At 59.4% G+C, this 20,199-nt stretch carries 25 protein-coding genes and 1 tRNA gene; 5 read left to right on the top strand and 21 right to left on the bottom strand.

Going from position 1 to position 20,199, the window contains the following annotated elements; all coding sequences use genetic code 11:
- Positions 1 to 4: 4 nt before the first annotated feature.
- From crtI to FB555_RS07580, 3 genes are read right to left on the bottom strand one after another with little or no spacing between them, the layout of a single operon-like run.
- Positions 5 to 1,609, bottom strand: a complete 1,605-nt coding sequence (crtI, locus tag FB555_RS07590; RefSeq protein WP_182484872.1) for a phytoene desaturase family protein — start codon at positions 1,607 to 1,609, stop codon at positions 5 to 7.
- Entirely contained in the window at positions 1,606 to 2,505 is a 900-nt protein-coding gene (locus FB555_RS07585; protein ID WP_343046429.1) for a phytoene/squalene synthase family protein, read from the bottom strand. Before FB555_RS07585 ends, crtI begins: the two co-directional genes overlap by 4 nt.
- Positions 2,502 to 3,572 (bottom strand): polyprenyl synthetase family protein, encoded by a 1,071-nt coding sequence (locus FB555_RS07580; RefSeq protein ID WP_343046428.1) that lies wholly within the window; start codon positions 3,570 to 3,572, stop codon positions 2,502 to 2,504. Before FB555_RS07580 ends, FB555_RS07585 begins: the two co-directional genes overlap by 4 nt.
- 35 nt (positions 3,573 to 3,607) lie before the next feature.
- On the opposite strand from FB555_RS07580, the gene idi reads away from it, so the two are divergent.
- A complete protein-coding gene (idi, locus tag FB555_RS07575; RefSeq protein WP_182484871.1) occupies positions 3,608 to 4,156 on the top strand; it encodes an isopentenyl-diphosphate Delta-isomerase in 549 nt (182 codons plus the stop codon).
- A 13-nt stretch (positions 4,157 to 4,169) separates the two neighbouring features.
- Here idi and dcd read toward each other — a convergent pair whose 3' ends face one another.
- Positions 4,170 to 4,775: a dCTP deaminase gene (gene dcd / locus FB555_RS07570; RefSeq protein WP_182484870.1), complete on the bottom strand. Its 606-nt coding sequence runs from the start codon at positions 4,773 to 4,775 to the stop codon at positions 4,170 to 4,172.
- A gap of 93 nt (positions 4,776 to 4,868) precedes the next feature.
- On the opposite strand from dcd, the gene FB555_RS07565 reads away from it, so the two are divergent.
- Positions 4,869 to 4,942 (top strand) — tRNA-Gly (locus FB555_RS07565).
- An 88-nt stretch (positions 4,943 to 5,030) separates the two neighbouring features.
- The gene (locus tag FB555_RS07560) at positions 5,031 to 5,717 is read left to right on the top strand and encodes a dienelactone hydrolase family protein (protein ID WP_182484869.1); all 687 of its coding nucleotides are present in this window, start codon (positions 5,031 to 5,033) and stop codon (positions 5,715 to 5,717) included.
- A gap of 34 nt (positions 5,718 to 5,751) precedes the next feature.
- On the opposite strand, the gene FB555_RS07555 is transcribed toward FB555_RS07560, so the two are convergent.
- Complete coding sequence (locus FB555_RS07555; RefSeq protein ID WP_182484868.1) at positions 5,752 to 6,228, bottom strand: thiol-disulfide oxidoreductase DCC family protein; 477 nt, start codon at positions 6,226 to 6,228, stop codon at positions 5,752 to 5,754.
- A gap of 114 nt (positions 6,229 to 6,342) precedes the next feature.
- Positions 6,343 to 7,677, bottom strand: coding sequence for an AAA family ATPase (locus FB555_RS07550; RefSeq protein ID WP_182484867.1), 1,335 nt, complete (start codon positions 7,675 to 7,677; stop codon positions 6,343 to 6,345).
- A gap of 97 nt (positions 7,678 to 7,774) precedes the next feature.
- Between FB555_RS07550 and FB555_RS07545 the strand changes: the two genes are divergently transcribed.
- Complete coding sequence (locus FB555_RS07545) at positions 7,775 to 8,785, top strand: hypothetical protein (RefSeq protein ID WP_182484866.1); 1,011 nt, start codon at positions 7,775 to 7,777, stop codon at positions 8,783 to 8,785.
- Positions 8,786 to 8,813: 28 nt separating this feature from the next.
- Here FB555_RS07545 and FB555_RS07540 read toward each other — a convergent pair whose 3' ends face one another.
- From FB555_RS07540 to FB555_RS07495, 10 genes are all read right to left on the bottom strand, one after another.
- The gene (locus FB555_RS07540; RefSeq protein WP_343046427.1) at positions 8,814 to 10,793 is read right to left on the bottom strand and encodes a bifunctional copper resistance protein CopD/cytochrome c oxidase assembly protein; all 1,980 of its coding nucleotides are present in this window, start codon (positions 10,791 to 10,793) and stop codon (positions 8,814 to 8,816) included.
- A gap of 90 nt (positions 10,794 to 10,883) precedes the next feature.
- The gene (locus tag FB555_RS07535) at positions 10,884 to 11,165 is read right to left on the bottom strand and encodes an HU family DNA-binding protein (protein ID WP_182484865.1); all 282 of its coding nucleotides are present in this window, start codon (positions 11,163 to 11,165) and stop codon (positions 10,884 to 10,886) included.
- Positions 11,166 to 11,222: 57 nt separating this feature from the next.
- Positions 11,223 to 11,528 (bottom strand): 30S ribosomal protein S14, encoded by a 306-nt coding sequence (gene rpsN / locus FB555_RS07530; RefSeq protein ID WP_182484864.1) that lies wholly within the window; start codon positions 11,526 to 11,528, stop codon positions 11,223 to 11,225.
- A complete protein-coding gene (gene rpmG / locus FB555_RS07525) occupies positions 11,528 to 11,695 on the bottom strand; it encodes a 50S ribosomal protein L33 (protein WP_182484863.1) in 168 nt (55 codons plus the stop codon). Before rpmG ends, rpsN begins: the two co-directional genes overlap by 1 nt.
- Positions 11,695 to 11,931 (bottom strand): 50S ribosomal protein L28, encoded by a 237-nt coding sequence (gene rpmB, locus FB555_RS07520; RefSeq protein WP_182484862.1) that lies wholly within the window; start codon positions 11,929 to 11,931, stop codon positions 11,695 to 11,697. The genes rpmG and rpmB overlap by 1 nt, the downstream gene beginning before the upstream one ends.
- A 412-nt stretch (positions 11,932 to 12,343) precedes the next feature.
- Entirely contained in the window at positions 12,344 to 12,751 is a 408-nt protein-coding gene (locus FB555_RS07515; RefSeq protein ID WP_182484861.1) for a Fur family transcriptional regulator, read from the bottom strand.
- Positions 12,748 to 13,545 (bottom strand): metal ABC transporter permease, encoded by a 798-nt coding sequence (locus FB555_RS07510; RefSeq protein ID WP_182484860.1) that lies wholly within the window; start codon positions 13,543 to 13,545, stop codon positions 12,748 to 12,750. The genes FB555_RS07515 and FB555_RS07510 overlap by 4 nt, the downstream gene beginning before the upstream one ends.
- Positions 13,542 to 14,384 carry a metal ABC transporter permease gene (locus FB555_RS07505; protein ID WP_182484859.1) on the bottom strand — a complete coding sequence of 281 codons (843 nt, stop codon included), beginning with the start codon at positions 14,382 to 14,384 and terminating at the stop codon, positions 13,542 to 13,544. The genes FB555_RS07510 and FB555_RS07505 overlap by 4 nt, the downstream gene beginning before the upstream one ends.
- Positions 14,385 to 14,386: 2 nt before the next feature.
- Positions 14,387 to 15,175: a metal ABC transporter ATP-binding protein gene (locus FB555_RS07500; protein ID WP_182484858.1), complete on the bottom strand. Its 789-nt coding sequence runs from the start codon at positions 15,173 to 15,175 to the stop codon at positions 14,387 to 14,389.
- Complete coding sequence (locus tag FB555_RS07495) at positions 15,172 to 16,143, bottom strand: metal ABC transporter substrate-binding protein (protein ID WP_182484857.1); 972 nt, start codon at positions 16,141 to 16,143, stop codon at positions 15,172 to 15,174. Before FB555_RS07495 ends, FB555_RS07500 begins: the two co-directional genes overlap by 4 nt.
- 93 nt (positions 16,144 to 16,236) lie before the next feature.
- On the opposite strand from FB555_RS07495, the gene trhO reads away from it, so the two are divergent.
- Positions 16,237 to 17,142, top strand: a complete 906-nt coding sequence (gene trhO, locus FB555_RS07490; protein WP_182484856.1) for an oxygen-dependent tRNA uridine(34) hydroxylase TrhO — start codon at positions 16,237 to 16,239, stop codon at positions 17,140 to 17,142.
- Here the strand turns inward: trhO and FB555_RS07485 are convergent.
- The 5 genes from FB555_RS07485 to FB555_RS07465 form a co-directional block, all read right to left on the bottom strand.
- The gene (locus FB555_RS07485; protein WP_182484855.1) at positions 17,139 to 17,927 is read right to left on the bottom strand and encodes a uroporphyrinogen-III synthase; all 789 of its coding nucleotides are present in this window, start codon (positions 17,925 to 17,927) and stop codon (positions 17,139 to 17,141) included. The two genes, trhO and FB555_RS07485, sit on opposite strands and share 4 nt — an antisense overlap.
- 91 nt (positions 17,928 to 18,018) lie before the next feature.
- Positions 18,019 to 18,297: a DUF3618 domain-containing protein gene (locus FB555_RS07480; protein WP_182484854.1), complete on the bottom strand. Its 279-nt coding sequence runs from the start codon at positions 18,295 to 18,297 to the stop codon at positions 18,019 to 18,021.
- Entirely contained in the window at positions 18,284 to 18,727 is a 444-nt protein-coding gene (locus FB555_RS07475; RefSeq protein ID WP_182484853.1) for a phage holin family protein, read from the bottom strand. The genes FB555_RS07480 and FB555_RS07475 overlap by 14 nt, the downstream gene beginning before the upstream one ends.
- The gene (locus FB555_RS07470; protein WP_182484852.1) at positions 18,728 to 19,111 is read right to left on the bottom strand and encodes a YtxH domain-containing protein; all 384 of its coding nucleotides are present in this window, start codon (positions 19,109 to 19,111) and stop codon (positions 18,728 to 18,730) included.
- 81 nt (positions 19,112 to 19,192) lie between these two features.
- Positions 19,193 to 20,182, bottom strand: a complete 990-nt coding sequence (locus tag FB555_RS07465; protein ID WP_182484851.1) for a hypothetical protein — start codon at positions 20,180 to 20,182, stop codon at positions 19,193 to 19,195.
- Between the last annotated feature and the right edge of the window lie 17 nt (positions 20,183 to 20,199).

The raw sequence follows: 20,199 nt of genomic DNA, 5'->3' as shown, positions 1-20,199 counted from the left end.
GTGCCTAACGGTCGACGGTGGGGAACAGGGGTTCCGGCAATGGCTCGGTCGTCGTGTCTCCGCGCAAACGCTTGATGAGAATCTCGGCGCTAATCAGACACATCGGCAAACCAATACCGGGAATAGTGGTTCCCCCAGCGTAGAACAACCCGTCGACCTTCTTACTCACATTTCCGGCCCTAAAGAAGGCGCTCTGCGACAGAATGTGGCTCGGCCCGAGGGCGCTTCCCTTCCACGAGTTGAGGTCGTTAACGAAATCTGCGGGGCCGACGGTGCGGCGCACGACGATGCGTTTCGCCAAATCGGTGATACCAGCCCACGTGGCAATCTGGTCAATCACGTTGTCAGCGATGGCTTCAACCTGAGCGCTACCGGTGTGATCCAGCCCACCATGGCCAATGCTCGGGTCGGCGGGAATGGGCACGAGGACAAAGAGGTTCGTGTCACCCGCGGGGGCAACATCCGGGTCGATAACGCTCGGTTTGCACACATAAATGGATGCCGGGTCCGGCACCGAGGTCGGCTCGTTAAAGATTTTGCCGAAGTTATCGTTCCAGTCCTTCGTGAACAGAAGCGTGTGATGTTCGAGCTGGGGAACCTCTCCCGTGACCCCCAAGTAAAGCAGCACGGCGCTAGGGCCGGCCACACGCTTAGACCACCACGCCGCGTTGTAGGTCTGCAGAGATTCAGGCAGCAACTTGGTTTCCGTGAAGTGCAGGTCGGCACTAGAGACAACGACGTCACCGGCCAGACGCAACGTCTCCCCTTGGGCATTCGTGTACTCGACCCCAATGGCCTTGGCCTTCTTCGCGTGACCAGCTGGGTTAACCGCGGTCACAATGCGGGTCACGGAGGCTTCGGTAATCAACTGAACCCCCGCAGCCAGCGCGATGTCACGAATCGAATGGATGACGCGGGTGAAACCTCCCTCGGCGTAAAGCACACCATCTTCCATATCGAGGTAGCTCATCAGGTGGTACATGCTGGGCGTGATAAACGGGCTGGATCCCAGGAAAACGGCCGGATAGCCAAGAATCTGCTGGAGGCGCGGGTCGCTCACATGCCGGGCAGCGAACTTCGACAGCGGCTCACGAAGCATGCGGGTCAGCTTGCCGGAACGCGTCAGCACATCGGCGCGCAGCAGGGGTCCGAACTTCTCAAAGGTTGTGTAGAGGAAGCGCTTGGTCGCCATCTGATACGTATCTTTGGCCGAATCGAGATAACGAATCATGGCCGGACGGGATCCCGGCTCGATGGATTCGAACAGGTCCAGGTTGGCCTCACGGTCGGCACGAACATCCACCGGGCGAGAAGGGAAAACCCCATCCTCTTCGAATAGCACTCGGTACGCCGGGTCGAGTTTTTGCAGGTTCAACTGCTCGGCGCTGGACGTTCCCATGAGCCTGTAGAAGTGATCGAAGACCTCGGGCATGAGATACCAAGAGGGGCCGGTGTCGAAACGAAAACCTTCGTGCTCCCACGAGCCGGCGCGGCCGCCCACGTCAGCGTGCTTTTCGATCAAGGTGACGTCATATCCGTCGCGAGCGAGGAGGGCCGCCGAGGCGAGACCCGCGATCCCGCCGCCAATGACAATTGCAGTCGTCGTCATGAGGTGCGTCCCATCAGTGCAGCGAGGGCGAGGCGAGCCTTGACTAATGTCGGCACGCTCACGCGAGTTTCTTTCAATTCGGATGCCGGAGTGCGTTCTATTCGACGGTTCAATGCGGCAAAAAGACTCTGCGCCAACGCAACCGCGCGGCGACTGGAAGCAGGAAGTTCCGGAACAATCGTCGCAGAAATTGCGAGGTCCGCTTTAATGTCGGCCACCAAACGTGCCTTGTCTTCCTCCGTAAACGTGGCGATGTCCAGTCCGGGAAAGTAACTACGGCCGAGCGCGTCCACATCGGAAGAAAGGTCCCGTAAGAAGTTGACCTTTTGGAACGCCGCCCCTAGCCTGCGAGCACCGTGCACGAAGCGAGCATCCTGTTCGGGACTCACCGCGACATCCCTCAAAAAAGCCCGCAGACACATGAGGCCCACAACCTCTGCCGAACCGTAAACGTACCCATCAAAGCTTTCGGGCGTGTGGGAGACCTCGGTGATATCCACCCGCATGGACTCAAAAAATGGGCGCGTCAAAACGGGCTCGATCCCCGTGCGCCGTGCGCTGAGGGCGAAGGCGTGAACCACCAGATTGGTGCTGTACCCGGATGCCATTGCACGCTCGGTCTCAGTCTCCAGCTCATCAAGCAGTCTTCGTGTCTCGGCAGCATCGGCACCAGCTTCGGAAGCCACGCCGTCAACAATTTCATCGGCTAAACGCACCAGAGCATAAATATTGGCAACATCGCCGCGGACTCCTTTTCGAAGAAGTCGCGATGCCAAACCAAAGGAAGTCGAATAACGGTGGATCATGATGCCGGCTGTTTCCTCGGCCACACTGTCGTAAAGGGCACTCTGTGTACTCTGGGCACGAACGGCATCGAGGGGACTATTCAGATTCACCGAACGCGCTCCAAGACTGCTGCAACAATCGGGGTCAGTTCATCGACCAAACGTTGCGGAACGTTTCCGTCGGCAAGAGCTGCCACGGCGCGGTCGGCATGCTCGCCCGCTAATCGCTCGGTGAAATCCTTGGCTCCGCATGCCTCAAGTTCGGTCCGCACAATCTGGGCTTCGGCAGGCGTGAGGCTACTCTTGCCCACGAGGTGGGAGATGGCCGACCATTCGGGGCGGGTCGATGCGTAGGCAATCAGCGTCGTGCGCTTTCCTTCACGGATGTCCCCAATAGTGGTCTTCCCCGTTGCGTGTTCATCGCCAAAAACGCCGAGCAGATCATCCACTATTTGATAAGCAATACCAATTTCTCTACCAAACTTTCCGAGGGCCGATATCACCGATTCCGGGGCGCCCGCCAGAACTGCGCCCGCTTGCAGGGGTGCTTCAAAGGAGTAGACGGCCGTCTTCAAACGCTCCATATCGACAATCTCTTCGACGGAGGGAACCCCCGAGTACAGAGAAAAATCAACGTCGATGAGTTCTCCGGCCGCGGAGGCAAAAACGGCATCGTCCAGAATGTTGAGGAGGCGTGCTCGTGTTGCGGAGTTGGTCTCGGCTAAACCCATGAGACGGAAAGCACCGGTGAGCGCGAGGTCTCCCGCGATGACCGCAACCGACATCCCCCGGTGTTCTGCAGTGGGAATCGAGAGCCCGGCAGTGTGCGCAATGTCCCGATAACTGCCAGAAACGTTCGGGATGCCGCGGCGCACAAAATCGCGGTCGATGACGTCATCGTGCACAATCAAGGCGGTGTGGAGTAACTCGAATGACGCCCCCACGTGAGCCGCCGCCGCCAGGTCTTCGCCGCCAAGTCCCTCATACGCCGTCATCACCATGCGCGGACGAAAACGCTTGCCCCCGTTTGTGTTCGAGCGCAGGGTCTTCCACAGTGCTTCGTAAGCAGGGGCGAGGGTGGCTGCCCTCGTCGTCGATAGGCTAAAGAAACGATCAAGAACTTCGTCGACGCGCGCCGGGCTGCGCGTCGTTGCATCCACGATATTATTGGCGTTCACGGTACGAGCCTAACCGACAGATGAGGGGGAAAGCCATGCAGTTACCTGAGGAACTGGTTGTCTTGCTCTCGGAGGAGGGAACAGCCATCGGCACTGCGCAGAAGGCGACCGTCCATACACGCGAGACCCCCCTTCATCTCGCATTTTCTTGCCACGTTTTCAACGCTGCCGGGGAGCTTTTGGTCACGCGTCGCGCCATCACCAAGCTCACCTGGCCAGGCGTGTGGACAAACTCTTTTTGCGGTCACCCTGCCCCTGGTGAGGCCATGTTGGCTGCCGTTGCGCGGCGCGCCGAGCGGGAACTGGGCATCACGCTCGATTCTGTTGCCATGGCCCTCCCCGACTTTCGTTACCGCGCGATCGACGCCTCGGGCATGGTAGAAAACGAGATCTGCCCTGTCTTCATCGCTGTCACGAGCGATGTGCCACGCCCCGCGGCGGACGAAGTTGTCGAATGTGAATGGGTCGATGCCCGCGCGCTGCTCGAGTCGTTGGAGAAATCTCCCTGGGCTTTTAGCCCGTGGCTCACGCTGCAACTGCCGGCCCTAGAGGCCGCAGGCTTGCTGGGCGCCCATAACGACTAGAACTTGGGCGTTACTACTCGCCCTGCGCACCCGCATCGGTAACGCTGACATCCGAGCGATAAAAGTTTGCGAACGAGCGCGAGGCCGTCGGACCACGCTGGTTCTGGTACCGCGACTTGTATTCTGCTGAACCGTAGGGCTTTTCCGAAGGTGAGCTGAGCTTGAAGAAGCACAGCTGACCAATCTTCATTCCGGGCCACAGCTTGATAGGGAGCGTCGCCATGTTCGAGAGTTCAAGCGTGACGTGACCGCTGAATCCGGGATCGATGAAACCAGCGGTGGAGTGCGTTAGCAGCCCCAGGCGCCCGAGCGAGCTCTTGCCTTCGAGGCGTGCGGCCAAGTCATTGGGCAGAGTGACCTGCTCGTAGGTGGCACCGAGAACAAATTCACCGGGGTGCAAAATGAAGGGCTGGTCCGGCTCAACTTCGATAAGACGTGTGAGGTCCGGTTGATCTTCTGCCGGGTCGATGAACGGATACTTGTGATTATCGAAGAGACGAAAGTAGCGGTCGATTCGTACGTCGATGCTCGACGGCTGAATCATCTCGGGGGCATAGGGCTCAAGGCCAATACGCCCGGCGTCAAGTTCGGCACGAATATCGCGGTCAGATAGCAGCACGCGATAATTCTAGCGAAATGGCTGGATGGCTCGTTGGTCTCGGCGATCACTCAAGAATTGCTAGGGTAAAGGCTGGCCCTTTATGGGTCACGCGCGGGTGTAGTTCAGTGGCAGAACTTCAGCTTCCCAAGCTGATAGCGCGGGTTCGATTCCCGTCACCCGCTCCAGCCGCGCCTACCAAATGAGCGCAGCAGCATCCAACTGGTCCGCGGTACAACTATTCGTGTACGTGCCGGTCGAATAGCCGAAGAGAGGATGTCCTTCGCCGAGGACCGTCGCGTCGACTATCGTGGCACCATGAGCACACGTTTTCGCATTGACTCCCCAGGCGAGACCCTCAAATTCGGAGAGGTCGGTCGCCCGACGGTCATCGTGTCGCACGACTGGTTTGGTCGGCTACCGTGGCTGACCGCTTTTGCTAACAGCCTTGTCATGGAAGGTTTTCGGGTCCTCGTTCCCGACCACTATCACGGATGGGCCACAACCGACCCGGGGGAGGCCGGCGCCATGATGGCCGCCCTCGACACGGAGGAAGCGCTCAAACGTCTTGACGCATTGCTCCTATCGTCTGCCCCTGCTCGTGTTGCCCTGCTCGGATTTTCGCTCGGTGGCCGCCTCTCGATCATGTCTGCCAGCCGCGGTGGCGCCGACGCCCTGGTCACGTATTACGGCAGCGCCGCAGCCTCCGAGCACGGCATTATCCCCTGCCCAGTGCTCCTGCAGTTGGCCGAAATTGACGACTGGGCTCCGACACGGGATCCCGAGCACTTGATGACACGGTTGCGGGATCACGGAACATCCGTCACCGAATTCACCTACGCCGGCGCCCAGCACGGATTCGCGAATGAACAAAACCCAGCCGCCTACGATCGCAACACGGCGGCGCTTGCCTTCGCGCGAACGGTCGCATTCTTGAATCTGCATCTCAGCGACGCGTTATAACTCGCCCGCTGTCGATGCAGGTCAGGCGGAAGATTTAGCGCTCGAGCGCTCGCGCCAACACCAGAAGTCGTCGTGCTTCGGCGCGGTCGAGTAATCCTCGAGGACCATAGGTTGCCCCGGCGACGCGCGAATCGATCGCACACACCGCAGCACGTCCCCAGATTCTGATGCGGCGGCTGGCGACCGCGCGGTAGGCAGCATCTCGCCAGCCCTTCGGCACAATGCGGGCGGCACCCGCGAGTGCCCGATACCACCATGGCAATATGCTAGCCAGCGCCAGAACGGCACTCGATTCGGTCAAGACGACACCGTCTGAGACAACCAAGACTGAGTCAAAGTCATTAACGGATGCCCGGCGCAACACTTCGCCCCCCACATCGGATTGCCCCGGAACGAAGATCACGGTTTGCGGCGAAACCGGTGTGCCCTTCGCAAGCCGGCGCCCCATCCACTCGACGAGTCCAATACACAGGGCGCAATCACCGTCGACAATGACCACGAGCGGCGTCATAGTAGCCGAGCTTTCAGGAGACATCGCGGGCCTTAGGGGGATGATTTACCGAGGTTTTAGGGGATGATTTACCGAGGTTTTAGGGGATGATTTACGGAGGTTCTAGGGGACGATTTACCGAGGTTCGGCGGCAGACACCAGAGCAGGATCGACATAGGGCGCAGCGGGATCAGCGACGGGATCATCGATGGGTGCCATGAAGCGCTCCACATCCGGGTCGACAATGATGTCGGAGGGGCGAAGTCCTCGCGTGAGAAACAGTCCGTCCAAGGTTGTAATGCGGCTGAGGGCGACATAGGTCTGGCCCGGCGCAAAAGCGCGAGCCCCCATGTCGATCAGGGCGCGCTCATACGTTTGCCCCTGCGACTTGTGAATGGTGACGGCCCACGCCAGCCGCAACGGGAATTGCGTGAACTCAGCCACGACATCCCGCTTCAGCTCATCGTTACTTTGCGAGTACGTGTACTTGTAGCGCTCCCACGTCGCGGGATGCACCTCCACCTCGGTGCCGGCAATGTCCACGAACACCGTGTCAGCGATGCGCGTGACATGCCCGATGGTGCCATTTACCCACCGCTGATCGGAGTCATTACGCAGAAACATAACCTGTGCGCCCACCTTGAGCGCCAACGCTTCTTCAGCCGGGAACATGTTCGCCCCGAACTCCCCCGATACCTCGGCCTCGGCCGTGAGCGTCTTGCCCTCAAGTTTCTCGAGGCGAGCCGTATTGATCGCGTTTACTCGCGCGTTCGTGGTGGCCAACGTGATGATGCCCTCGTCAGGAGGCGGCCGATTGCCTGCCGCGTTCAGTGCCGCCCCAATTTCGGGGGTCACAACGCCGTGACGCACGGCGTTCAGCATGGCCTTGAAATCGTCGTCGCGCTGACGGTGAATCTCGGTCAGCTCGATCGTGCGCAGCTCGGCCGCCTTCCAGACCGCAGCGTCAAAGAACCAGTGGGAGGCGTACCGATCGGCGAGGTAGGACTTCTCTTCGAGTGACCGTGGTGGAACCGGTGCCAGCTGATACGGGTCGCCAAACATGATGACCTGTACGCCGCCGAACGGCTCCTTCTTGCGCTGACGCGACTCCCGCAGGGCGCGATCAATCGCATCCATCACATCCGCATTCACCATCGATATCTCGTCAATAACGAGGGTGTCGATGGCTTTCAAGATTTTGCGCTGGTCGGGCCCGTGATTGAGGTCGGAGGTGCCGATCAGCCCGATGGGAAGCCGAAACAGCGAGTGAATCGTCTGACCCCCGACGTTGAGCGCGGCCACGCCAGTGGGGGCGCACACCGCAATCTGTTTTGCCGTGACCTGACTCAGGTGATTCAAAAGGGTCGATTTGCCCGTGCCCGCGCGCCCGGTGATGAAAACATGCTCGCGCGTGCTCTCAACGAGGTCGTACACCTCTTGTTGCTGAGGGGACAGAGCTACCGAGATCACGCACACATCCTCTAACAAAGACCGAATACCCCCAGTTTACTGGGAGTTAGCCTCGCGGGAGCCGGTCGTGCACCATCTGTGTTTGTAAGATGAAGGCGTGACAATTTCCCGAAGAGACACCATCCTGTTGGGTGTCGTCGGGATCCTCTTTCTCTTGGCCGCCTGTTGCGCTGTCGGATCGTTAAACCGTGAGGTCTTTAGCGCTAAGGGTTTCGTATCCTCTTATCTCCACGCGCTCGAACGGCACGACGCGGTCTCCGCTCTGTCGATGCCGGGAGTCACCCCGAGCGCCGCAGATCTGCCCGAAGGCGTGAGCCTTGCCCTCCTCCGAAGCAGTGCCTTGAGTGACCTGTCCAACATTCAGATTCTGGATGAGGCCGCCCAACCCGACGGTTCGCACATCGTGTCCGCTTCGTACAGCCTCAATTCCCAGAGCGCTCAAGGGATGTTTCGGGTCACGCACGTGGACAACAGCTTTCTTTTCTTCCCAAACTGGGCCTTCGTGTCCCCACCGCTCGGCACCATCACCGTGAACGTTATGCATGACACTGTCTTCTCCGTCGGAACCAGTGGCCTCATAGACCTGCGTACCACCCATCCGGACACCACCGACACCTCCTTCGACCACACCGAGACGTTCGCCGCCTTTGCCCCCGGTGCTTACACGTTTGACCATACCTCCAGCTTGCTGACAGCCAAGAAGTCAACCGTCACGGTTGCTGCCCCCCGCGCCGCGGTAGATGTAACCGTTGATGTGCAGGCGAACGCGAAATTCAACGCCGATGTTCAAGCAGAAGTAAACGCCTTTCTTGACTCCTGTGTGACGCAGGTCGTCCTTCAACCCACCGGATGTCCGTTCGGCTACCAAACCGGAAATCGACTGGTCGGGGAACCCTCGTGGTCAGTTGTGGCTTACCCCACGGTGAACGTTGTTCCCGGCGAAACCGGGTGGGTCGTGCGCAACGCCATCGCTCACGTGGAGCTGACAGGCGAATTGCAGTCCCTCTATGACGGCAGCATCACGCCGCTCGACCAACCCATTGACGCAAACTTCAACCTGAACATCACCATTCAGCCCGACCGCAGTCTGCTGATCTCGATCATCTAGCGACGATCGGTTGCGGGCCGCCTGGAACCTACGGGTGGGTTAGCGAATCGTCCCGCTGAGCAGTGCGTGTCAGCATGTCGTTATAAGCCTTGAGCTCGGCATCGCCCGTACGATCCGCATTTCGGTCTACGCGCTTGGCCAGTTTCACATCGCTACGGTTCCACTGAATCGCGATGATAATGGCCATGATGGCGTTCGGGATCTCGCCCACACTCCACGCGATACCGCCACCATTTTGCTGATCCTGCAGCGGGGTGACACCCCACGTGCGACCCATTGCTCCGTACCAATCGGCGAGCAGCAAGGCATTGCCGCTCATGATTGCCAGGCCGAAGAACGCATGCATCGTCATGGCAATGAGCAATTGGAGGAGTCTGAAAGGGTAGGACAGTCGAACCGGTACCGGGTCGATGCCGATGAGCGACTGCACGAAGAGATACCCGGCGATCAAGAAGTGCACGATCATCCACTCGTGACCGATGTGGTCCACCGCCGCCCACCTAAAGAGAGGGGAGTAATAGAACAGCCAGAGGGAGCCCACGAAGTTAATGGTGGCGAAAGCGGGATGTGAGATGAAGCCAGCATATTTTGAATGGACTGCCTTGAGAATCCATTCGCGGCCACCGCGAGATCCGTCGGTGCGTTTGAGAATGGCCCGCATCGCCAGGGTCACAGGAGCACCGGGAACGAGCAGAATCGGCACCATCATGCCGATGGTCATGTGAGCGGCCATGTGGGCACTAAAGAGGTACGCCTCGTAGGAGTTGATCCCGCCGTTGGTGACGTAGAACAACAACAGCATGCCGCCGATCCAGGACACCGTGCGATACCAGGGCCACTTATCGCCGCGGCGGTGCAAACGGTACACGCCCACGAGGTAGAAAAAGATAGCGAAGGCGGTGACCAGCATCCAGATCAAGTCGAAATTCCAGGCCGTGAAGTATTTTTCGAGCGTGAACTCGGGGGGCAGGATGTCGCCTGTGAGGATCTCCGCGGGGGTGGGCGCCTGGTTGAGGCTTTGCGTCACCGGAGTCGCCGTGCGGGCGAGTGCCCCGGCAACACCCGAGGCGGCACCCATGACGGCGAGCTCGACGGTGGCGAAGATCCAAAAATAACGGGCTTTGGAAGTCGCGGCGAGTCGCCCAATGAGGAAGCCGCGTTGCCACAGACCGAAGACTCCGAGCAAGACAAGCAAGGCAACCTTGACGAGCACCAACATTCCGTAAGGAGTCGTGTACAGGGCCTCCCAGGTACCGAGGCGCACGACAGCGTTGGCGACACCGGAGACGACCACGACAATGAAGGACACGAGCGCGATCGTGGAATAGCGCTGAATCACGGCGGGTAAGCGGACCGGGTCAATCGAGCCCCAGAGGAGAGTCAGCACGAGGAGCCCACCTAGCCAGGCTGAAACGGACACGATGTGGAGCCCGAGCGAGGTAATGGCCATCGCGTGTCCGGAGATTCCCGCGGAATGTCCGGAGAGGGCCATGGGAACCAGTGTGCCGACAGCACCCAGACCAACAAAAAATAATGCCGTCTGGTTGGTGACGGCAAAACAGAGCACGGCAACAAGGGCGGCGATCAGTGTTGTACTCAGCCACGCTTGACCAAGGCTAATTTCAGTGAAGAAAAAACCGAGAGAAGTTCCAAAAGATCGTTCCGCGGAAAACGCCGTTTGACTCACGTTCAAAAAGGTCAGAATTCCAGTGAGCGCGGATGCGACGGTGAGTACCATCGCCGAAGCGGCGGCCACATCGATCGCCTTGAAGTACGCAGCTTCGGTCGTCGCGAACGCCCAGAGGGCCAACATCAGTGCCCCAATGGTGGTGGCTGCCGACAGATAGACGATCACCGTGGCGATAGGCAGACCGAAACGCACGGTGGCACCGGGGTCACCGATGCTGAGTGGTGCTGCGCCCCCGCCGTAAAAGAGGGCCGCGATGAGCGCGCAGCACGCGACCGCCAAGACAAGGGCGGGGGTGCTCAGGCGCAGGATTCGTGACACAACTTCAAGCCTAAGCAGTTAAGGGTCGAGTTAAACGCACAACGGGCGTCCACCAGAAGGTGAACACCCGTTGAAACGTATGAGGTGAGACTAGGCCTTGACTGCTGCCTTGAGCTTGCTACCAGCGGAGATCTTGACCGAGTGACCGGCGGCGATCTGGATGGTGGCACCAGTCTGGGGGTTACGGCCCGTGCGTGCTGCACGTGACGTGCGCTCTACGGAAAGGAAACCAGGAATGGTGACCTTGCCGCCCTGAGCGATCTCAGCGGAGATGGTTGCGAACAAAGCGTCAAGAACGCCGTTCACTGCTGCCTGCGAAAGGTTGGTGTGAGCGGCTACTGCTGCGACAACCTCAGACTTGTTGAGAGCCATTTTTGTCCTCCTGGACGTAGTTGCTACCGGAGTAGCTACGGATATACAAGGGAAAACTTACCAGCTGGACTTGGTAATGCCCGGTAATTCGCCTCGGTGCGCCATATCGCGAAAACGAACACGCGAAATGCCGAACTTGGTGAGAACTCCACGGGGCCGACCGTCGATGGCGTCGCGGCTGCGAACACGAATCGGCGATGCGTTGCGAGGAAGCTTCTGGAGGGCTACGCGAGCAGCCTCACGGGTTGCGTCGGTACCGTTGATGTCAACGAGTGCCTTCTTGATTTCAAGGCGCTTGGCGGCATAACGCTCGACAATAACCTTGCGCTGCTCGTTACGGGCAATCTTGCTCTTCTTAGCCATTAGCGCTCCTCGCGGAATTCCACGTGCTTACGCACTACGGGATCGTACTTTTTCAGTACGAGACGGTCTGGGTTGTTACGACGGTTCTTACGCGTGACATAGGTGTAACCCGTGCCTGCGGTCGACTTCATCTTGATGATCGGGCGTACGTCATGTGCCTTAGCCATTAGATTTTCTCCCCACGAGCAAGGAGGTCCTTGACGACGGACTCAATGCCACGAACGTCAATCATCTTGATGCCCTTAACAGACAGCGTCAGTGTGACGTTGCGACGAAGCGAGGGTACGTAGTACTTCTTCTTCTGAATGTTCGGGTCGAAACGACGCTTAGTGCGTCGGTGCGAGTGTGAAATGTTGTGACCGAAGCCAGGAATGGCTCCGGTAACTTGACAGGTCGCAGCCATGTCTATCCTCCTAATACCGTAAGGCGAGTGCCTTACCCAAGATCTCTTGTCGACACGCAACAAACCCAACAATCTTGCGACTGCGGCGTGAAGCGCGCTACCGAACGAGGAATTCCGTCCAGCCAAAGAATGACTCTATGTCAGAGCAGGCATGTCGCGCAAATTCGTGTCGCGCCCGAGTTCCGCACCCCAGTTCCGGGCGACGACCCATCGAGAAGTCGCAAATCGTGGCCGACACGCCGACGGAGGTCGCCACATGAGGCATCTCGATGAACGCGACAGCCGCTTAGCCCACCATTTGCGCCGAGTCGGCAAACCAGTGGCCTCGAGGAGATGGGTTTCTGGGTCTAGTCCGATGAGCTGGGACTAACGGCTCGAACTAAGCACTCGAACCAGACGCGGGCTCCAGGATTCAGTGCGCGGCGAGCTTCGTGCAGGCGGCACACAGCCCAAAGACGTCGACCACGTGCTGGGCAGCCGTGAAACCATGTTCGGCCGCAACATCTTGAGCCCATGCTTCTACGGCGTGCGCCTCGATTTCCACAGTAAGACCACAGGATCTGCAAATCAGGTGGTGGTGGTGACCACTACTCGTGCAGGCCCGAAAGAGGTTCTCGCCGTCGGGCGACTGCAGACTGTCGGCCTCGTCGGCGGTTGCCAAGTCGGCGAGTGCTCGATAGACCGTGGCCAGCCCGATGGGCGAACCGCCTTCGCGAAGCACGGCGTGCAAAGCCTGCGCGCTAACAAATCCGTCATTATGGCCGAGCGCCTCGCGCACGGCTTCGCGCTGCCACGTATTGCGCTTGGCTGGCGTGCTCATGAACGTGCTCCCGACCGCACCCGGTTTATTCCGAGGGCTACTAAGAAGATACCCGCCGCGACCAGTGCAACGCTTGCTCCAGCGCTAACGGCCCACAAGCGTGAAATGGTAAGTCCGAGGAGCCCCGCAGTGACTCCCAATGCTGGTGCAACGAACAACATGGTCGTCGCTTTCGAGGTCAGCAGGCGAGCGGCTGCGGGAGGCGCAGCAATCAGTGAGATAGCGAGGATGGCGCCCACCGCCGGCAGCGCTGCAACCACGGTGAGAGTCGTGAGGAGCAGGAGGACAACATCCATGCCCCTCTCATTGAAACCCGCAGCGCGATAGCCACGCGGGTCGAAGACCGCAAAAATCAACTGCTTGCCGGCAATCAGGAGCACGACGACCGTCACGGCGAGCGCAATGCCAGCGAAGAGGGCATCGTTCCAGGACGAGGCCAGCACCGACCCAAAGAGAAAGCTATCGACATGAATAGGAATGTTGGGATTAAGTGCCTGAAGCAAGACACCGAAGGCGAAACCGGCCGTGAGCATGACACCGGATGCCGCTTGCGTCCCCTGCCCGCGCACACGACCGAGTAACGCAAGCCCGCCCACCAACACCAGGCTCGCGATGGCCGCACCGATTTGGATGTTGACACCAGCGACGGCAGCTAACACCGCCCCCGGGAAGGTGGCGTGGGTGAGTGCCTGCGCGAAGAGGACTCGGCGGCGCAAAACAACGAAGGTTCCCACGAGACCGCTGAGGGCGCCAACGAGGGTGAGAACAATCATGGCGCGATCGAGATAACTCATCGACGAATCCCCCGCCACCCCAACATGAGCAGGTATCCCAGAACGAAGAAAAGTACGACGGTGGCGCCGCCGGGAATGGCGACATCGGCACTGACCGACAGGCCGAAGGCCGTGGCCAAGCCGAACCACGAAGCCAGCATGGCGAATCCCGCAGAAACCACAAACAAGAGGGCGAGTCGTCTGGTAGCCAAACGTGCGACGGCTCCAGGAACAATCAGCACCGCCAGGACGAGCAGGTTTCCCACCGCGCTGGAGGCTGCCACAACGACGAGGGCGATGGCGACATTGAGGGTGAGGTTGAGGAGCAGAGGACGATAGCCGACCGCCTGCGTGGCCGATCGATCGAACGCCACGAAAAGCTGCCCCCGAAAAGTAGTCACCACAAGAAGCAAAGCGATAATGGCCACAACCGAGGTGACCACAACCTCGGTGTGGGTGACCGTGAGGAGATGCCCAAAGAGCAATGATTCCAGTTGCCCGGCGTAATCGGTGGACCGAGAAACAAAAATGACACCCAGACTAAACATGGCTGTGAGCACAATGGCAATCGTCGCATCCGAGCTGACACGCTTATTCGACAGCAACGTGAGAACAACCGCGGCGGCAATGGCGGCAATCAAAGCCCCCACGTAGAGACCGTCGCGGCCGCCGAGAACGAACCCCGCCGCAATACCCGGGAACACCGCGTGCGTGAGACCGTCCGATAGGAATTCGAGGCCACGCAGGTTGATGAAAACACCAATCACACCGGCAGCGAGGCTCAACACGAGCAACACAATCAGCGCGCGGCCCATGAAGGGCAGGGCGAAGGCGGTCGTGAGGGAGTCGAGGAACACCATGCTTAGTGACCGTCGTGACCGGGAAGAACGACAGAGTGCTCATCGACCTCAACCTGAAAGCCGCTAAAAGCTGCCTGTAGATTTTGGAGCGTGAGCACGTCGGCGAGCGAGCCAAAGGCAATTTGGGTTCCGTTCACCAACAGCACCTTGTCACACACTTCGCGGGCTAAAGCGAGGTCGTGGGTGGTCAGCAACACCGTAACGCCTTCGCCCTTCAACACCCGGATGGTCTCCACCAAAGCCTCCCGGTTGGGCTGGTCGAGACCGTTGAAAGGTTCATCTAAGAGGAGCATGCGGGGGTTGGCGGCAAGCGCTCGGGCCAGGAGACCCCGCTGTTGCTGACCGCCGGAGAGAAGCCCGAATCGTTTCTTGGCGAGAGTCGTGAGACCCGTCAGGCGCAACGCTTCAGCCACCGCGGCACGGTCGGCGCGAGCGGGCAAACGCCACCAGCCCATGCGGCGGTAACGCCCCATCATGACAACTTGTTCCAGAGACACCGGGAACTCCGGGTCAACCTCGTCACTCTGGGGAAGATAACCCAGCGATCGCGCTGTGTCCGGGCCACGAACAGCGCCGAAGATCTCCATGGTTCCCGCAGTTACGGGCAACAACCCCAAGACCCCCTTGAGAAAGGTCGACTTTCCTGACCCATTCGGACCAATCAACGCCAGAGCTTCACCCTCATGCACGGAGAGTGTCACCTCATCAAGGGCGACGTCGTGTCCGTAGGAGAAGGCAGCGCCTATGAGCTCAAGAGCCACAGGCGTTGCCGGGGTGTTCACAAAGTTCATACGGCCAGTGTGGCAGGAAGTGGTGTCACAGCGTAGCCCCATGAATCCATCAGGACCGTGACGTTATGGATGGTCGCCGAAAGATACGTTGCTCCCGGTGATCCGGCTGCCCCCAGCGAATCAGAGTAGAGCGCGTTCTCAACGGAATACACCTGCACACCGGCTTCCTGTGCGATGGTCTCCGCGAGCTTGGGTGACAGTGACGCCTCCGAGAAGACAGCCTTCGCTCCAGATGCTTGGATCGCCGCAATCAATGTGTCGAGTTCGGCGGCACTGGGCTCAGCATTGTCATCCAAGCTCGGGATGATCGACCCGACGAACGTGATGCCGTAGGCATTATAGAAATAGGTGAACGCATCGTGATTGGTCACGAGCAAACGCTCCGCGAGCGGAACCTGGTCGATGCTGGCCGTTGCCCACGCATTGAGAGCGGTCAATTTCTCGACGTAGGCTGCAGAGTTGGCCTCGAATGCGATGGCCTGAGCTGGGTCTGCGGCGACAAATCCTGCCGCGATGTTCTGCACCATCTGGACGGCGTTGGCCGGGTTTGTCCAGACGTGAGGGTCCATGGCTCCCGAAGCTTCGAGCGACGGCAAAAGGGTCACACCGGTGGATGCGTCAATAACGGTTCCAGCAAATCCGGATGCGGCAATCGCGTCATCGAGCCAGGATTCTAAGTCGACACCGCTGGTGACCAGAACATCCGCGGCGCCCAAGTCGAGCAGATTCTTGGCGGAAGGGTCGAAGCCGTGCACGCTCTGATTGGCTTGGACGAGTCCCGTCACGGTGCCCGCGGTTCCGGCGACCTCACGGGAGAAATCAGCAACCTGCGTAGTCGTCGCGACAACGGCGAGCGAATCGGTCGCGGCGGTAGTGGAGGTCGCTGGGGCGCATCCGCTGAAGGCAAGCACGGTACCGGCGGCGATCAGGGCTGTTGTGATGGAAATGGCCTTTTTATGTGACGTCATTTCTCTAACCTAGGCTTATTGATAATGATTGTCAATATGAGTAACGATGACAGCTCGGGGCGCCCGCCCGCGTCGGGGGCGTAAAATTGCATCGTGGCTGTTCCCAAGATTCTTCTCTACTACGCGTTCACACCCTTGGCTGACCCCGAAGCGATTCGCCTGTGGCAGCGCGACCTCTGTGAGTCGCTGAACCTGCGCGGGCGTATTTTGATTTCACGCCACGGTATCAATGGCACCGTGGGTGGTGACCTCACCAACATGAAGAAGTATCTGCGCAAGACGCGAGAATTCGCTGGTTTCAAAGAGATGGATGCCAAGTGGAGCGAAGGTACCTCCATCGACACCGAAGGTTTCAGCACTGATTTTCCGCGTCTCAGCGTCAAAGTACGCGATGAAATTGTGAGCTTTGGCGTTCCCGATGAGATTACGGTCAATGAATCCGGGGTCATCGGCGGTGGCGCCATGCTCACCGCAGACTCCCTCGATGCCCTCGTTGCCGAGCGCGGAGATGACGTCGTGTTCTTCGATGGGCGCAACGCGTTTGAGGCCGAAATCGGCCGGTTTCGTGGAGCCATTGTGCCGGATGTTCGCACCACCCACGACTTCATTGCCGAGCTTGAAAGTGGCAAGTACGACCATCTGAAAGACAAGCCCGTTGTGACCTATTGCACCGGTGGAATTCGTTGCGAGGTTCTCACACCACTGATGAAGGCCCGCGGGTTTTCCGAGGTGTACCAACTCGACGGCGGAATCGTTCGCTACGGCGAAGCGCGTGGCAATGACGGACTATGGGACGGCTCTCTCTACGTTTTTGATCAGCGCATGTCGATTGACTTCGCCGCCGGTGCTGCCATTCTGGGTACCTGTGTCGCCTGTGGAAACGCCACCAAGCACATGATGAACTGCGTCGAACCCGCATGCCGCGAACAGCTCGTTGTCTGCGATGGCTGCTCGGGGAAGCACGTGACGTGCACCGAACACGTCGGGATTTCGTTCTAGGTCGACGACACTAGAGCATTGGCAACGAGAAGGCGGATGAGAGAGTCAACGTCTTGCTCAGCGGCGACCGCGTCGATCCGCAGGCCGAACGCCCGGGCATCCTTCGCCGTGCGCGGGCCAATGGCGGCAACAAATGTTCCGCTCGGGATATCGCCCATTTGAAGGGCAACCTGCTCACCGACACTGCCGGAGGTCACCAGCACGGCGGTAAAGCCCCCCTCGCGAACCTCACGAATAATGGCATCCTCTACGGGAATGCCAACTGTGCGATAAGCCACAACCGAGCGCACATTGTGACCAATGCGCTTCAAGCCTTCCGTAAGCACCGGAATGGCAATCTGAGAACGCAAGGTAAGGATGCGGAGCGGGACGACACCCATCGTTGCCTGTGCCCAGGACTCAAGAAGGCCATGGGCGGTGTTCTCTTCGCTGGGAACGAGGTCGGCCTTGTACCCAGCCGCCCGCAATGCGGAAGCCGTTGTCTCCCCTACGGCGGCAACACGCGTCGAGGGCGGGATGACAGCACCATACGCGGCCAAAACGTCTACGGTGGTGGCACTCGTCATCGTGACCCAGTCGAACTTGCCCGCCGCCAGGTCAGCAAAAGCTGTTTGCAGCGCCTCGACGTCATCCGTGGTTTCAAAATTAATCATGGGGGCAATAACAGGTGTCGCCCCTTTAGAGCGAAGCGCTGAGGCAACGGAATCACCCCAAGGGCCGCCTCGGGGAACCAGAACCTTGCGACCGAATAACGGGCGCGTCTCAATCGGTGAAGTTAAAGACATCACTTCCCATTGTGAGACGGTCGAGCCGTTCATCCAAATTGAAAGCGCTCCGCAAGGTCACGAATAGGTGACAACTTTTGAGCAAAGTGCACTATCGGCGTGTTATTGAGCGATATCCGGCATAGGTGATGAGACCCACGACCGCAATCGCCCCTGCGACTATTGCCGCCAACGCCACAGGGTTCTCTTGACGCATGATGCGAAGTTTCCCTTTCAGGCGCGTGGCCGCCTTGTCTAACCGTTTGGGAACATTGACCTTCTCCTCAACGGCATCGAGGGTGGCGCCGAGCTGAGCTCGCGTTCGCTTGAGGTGGGCAATGAGTTCTTCTTGAGTGAATCCAGATACGGATGCTGGGTTAGCGCTTGTCATAGTGGCCCTCCCCCTTGAGTGCGTTGGCGTCAGCGACAATGCTGTCAAAGGTTTCGGTCGGCAACGGGGGAGACCCCTTCTTGAACCTCGTCACAGCAAGACCTAGGAGAACCACGATGATGACCAAGAGAATTCCCGCTACGGTCAGGGCGGCAGCCCACGGGGGCATGATCTCCGCAAAACCCAAAACTGCGGCAGCAATGAGGGTGCCAAAGAAGAACGTGGTCAGCGAGAGTGCGATGACAACGAGGGCCGCACCGACGCCAAGATTTTTGAGCTTGCGCGCCATCTCACGCTTGAGCTGCTCAACTTCAACGCGCACAAGCTCAAGGAGCAAGCCCGGAAGGTCGCGCAAGAGAGAGAACAACGAACGTTCCTCGGTAGAAGTTGCCTCCGAAGGAGTGGGTTTTCCCTGTGGTGCGGTTGCCATTTAAGCCTCCAGTGTCGACTTTGCTGCCGGTTTCCGGGCAGCCGGCTCCGCCGTGGGTCTGGCGGTTTCCCTTGGGGCCGTTTTGGTGCTCGCCCGCGTGGTGGCTGATTTTGCTGCCGGCTTTCGAGAAGCGCGCTTGGGCGCAGACGTGGCGACGGGTTTGTCCCCCGTCACCTGATGAATGACGCGCTTCGCGGCAGTGAGGACGTCCTCCGCCACGTCGCCCACGGCGTCCTGTGCCTGGTGGACCGACCACTGAATGGGTTCGGACTCCCAAATGTTTTGCGCTGCAGCCTTAATTTGTTCGTATCGACGGCGACCAGCGCGGGTACCAAAAACGTATCCAATGGCTAGGCCAAGAAAGAACAGAAACTTGCCTCTCATCGTTACTCCGTTCAGTTCGTTTTAGAAAAAGTGCGTGGTCGAAAAAAATATGTCACGAATCGCATATGCGACACGTCTAGCCTAACCCTCGTGACCTAAAGGACCCAAGGGAAGCCTCGTGGGATCACTTAACAACACACGACGAATTGAGGCGGATGCGCTCCGAGATTCCGGGACCGCAGATTCCAAACCGGGGAATTGCTCGGAGATTCCCACGACAGCGACGCGCTCGTTGGCAGGACTCTGGGCGGCCAGCGCCTCGCCCGCCGGTAGCAGCGCGGCCTGCGTGACAACAGTGATGGGTCCCGAAGGAGCGAATGCCGAGGCACCGAAGGCCGTTGGCCGATTTTCGCCATCCTCAATCAGGGTGAGGTGAACATCCGCGACATCGATGATGCGGGCGGAGAAGAACGCCAGACGCTCGCGAAGAACGGTCTCAATGTGCCCCACCCCGCCGGCAACCTCAACGACCTGAGCGACCCGAGGATCAGCGACAATCAGATCAATGATCCCGGTAGTGAGACATCCCGCACGGGTCATCGCCTGGTTGAGTCCGGGCACCACGGTGGCAACCGGAATCTCCTCAGCGGAAAGACCGTACAGCGCCTGGAGGACGGGGTCAACGAGCAGGCGCTCAGCGCGCTTGCCGAGGCGCCGCCGCACGATATGCCCAAGATTGGTTTCGGTTCCGATGGTGAGCAGCGGGATCAGGCGATCGAGGTAGACCCTCCACGCCCCGCGCCACCCCAGAACCTCGCGAACGTTTAGAGCAAATGGGTTCGCCGGAATCCCCACGATGCTGCCGGTGGCCGCCCCCGCCGTGGAGCGGGACTCGTGACCCTTCACGGTGACTCGCTCACGAATGGAAAAGGGAATGTTCAGCTCCGTGAGCAGGCTCGCAACGATGCCGGCGCGATGGCTGAAAACTGCTGGGCGGTGCTCCGCTGGCGGGGTTGCCAGAAGGACAACCCTCAGTCCGATCCGTGCGCAATCCAAGGCCGCCATCAGCGCGGCAACGTCACTGCCCACAACGAGAACGTCATAGGAGGTGGGCGAAGAGGATTCGGTCATGGCTGTTGCCTCAGTTT

It is taken from the genome of Alpinimonas psychrophila (assembly GCF_014137865.1).
GTDB classification, from domain to species: Bacteria; Actinomycetota; Actinomycetes; order Actinomycetales; family Microbacteriaceae; genus Alpinimonas; species Alpinimonas psychrophila.
Note: the sequence above shows the minus strand (reverse complement) of the source record. Positions and strands in the feature narration are given on the sequence as shown.

What these genes read in the sequence shown, in the direction of transcription:
- crtI (WP_182484872.1), bottom strand. Translation starts at nt 1,609, where the DNA reads ATGACGACGACTGCAATTGTCATTGGCGGCGGGATCGCGGGTCTCGCC.
- idi (WP_182484871.1), top strand. Translation starts at nt 3,608, where the DNA reads ATGCAGTTACCTGAGGAACTGGTTGTCTTGCTCTCGGAGGAGGGAACA.
- FB555_RS07560 (WP_182484869.1), top strand. Translation starts at nt 5,031, where the DNA reads ATGTCCTTCGCCGAGGACCGTCGCGTCGACTATCGTGGCACCATGAGC.
- FB555_RS07555 (WP_182484868.1), bottom strand. Translation starts at nt 6,228, where the DNA reads ATGACGCCGCTCGTGGTCATTGTCGACGGTGATTGCGCCCTGTGTATT.
- FB555_RS07535 (WP_182484865.1), bottom strand. Translation starts at nt 11,165, where the DNA reads ATGGCTCTCAACAAGTCTGAGGTTGTCGCAGCAGTAGCCGCTCACACC.
- rpsN (WP_182484864.1), bottom strand. Translation starts at nt 11,528, where the DNA reads ATGGCTAAGAAGAGCAAGATTGCCCGTAACGAGCAGCGCAAGGTTATT.
- rpmG (WP_182484863.1), bottom strand. Translation starts at nt 11,695, where the DNA reads ATGGCTAAGGCACATGACGTACGCCCGATCATCAAGATGAAGTCGACC.
- rpmB (WP_182484862.1), bottom strand. Translation starts at nt 11,931, where the DNA reads ATGGCTGCGACCTGTCAAGTTACCGGAGCCATTCCTGGCTTCGGTCAC.
- FB555_RS07515 (WP_182484861.1), bottom strand. Translation starts at nt 12,751, where the DNA reads ATGAGCACGCCAGCCAAGCGCAATACGTGGCAGCGCGAAGCCGTGCGC.
- FB555_RS07510 (WP_182484860.1), bottom strand. Translation starts at nt 13,545, where the DNA reads ATGAGTTATCTCGATCGCGCCATGATTGTTCTCACCCTCGTTGGCGCC.
- FB555_RS07505 (WP_182484859.1), bottom strand. Translation starts at nt 14,384, where the DNA reads ATGGTGTTCCTCGACTCCCTCACGACCGCCTTCGCCCTGCCCTTCATG.
- FB555_RS07500 (WP_182484858.1), bottom strand. Translation starts at nt 15,175, where the DNA reads ATGAACTTTGTGAACACCCCGGCAACGCCTGTGGCTCTTGAGCTCATA.
- FB555_RS07495 (WP_182484857.1), bottom strand. Translation starts at nt 16,143, where the DNA reads ATGACGTCACATAAAAAGGCCATTTCCATCACAACAGCCCTGATCGCC.
- FB555_RS07485 (WP_182484855.1), bottom strand. Translation starts at nt 17,927, where the DNA reads ATGTCTTTAACTTCACCGATTGAGACGCGCCCGTTATTCGGTCGCAAG.
- FB555_RS07480 (WP_182484854.1), bottom strand. Translation starts at nt 18,297, where the DNA reads ATGACAAGCGCTAACCCAGCATCCGTATCTGGATTCACTCAAGAAGAA.
- FB555_RS07475 (WP_182484853.1), bottom strand. Translation starts at nt 18,727, where the DNA reads ATGGCAACCGCACCACAGGGAAAACCCACTCCTTCGGAGGCAACTTCT.
- FB555_RS07470 (WP_182484852.1), bottom strand. Translation starts at nt 19,111, where the DNA reads ATGAGAGGCAAGTTTCTGTTCTTTCTTGGCCTAGCCATTGGATACGTT.
- FB555_RS07465 (WP_182484851.1), bottom strand. Translation starts at nt 20,182, where the DNA reads ATGACCGAATCCTCTTCGCCCACCTCCTATGACGTTCTCGTTGTGGGC.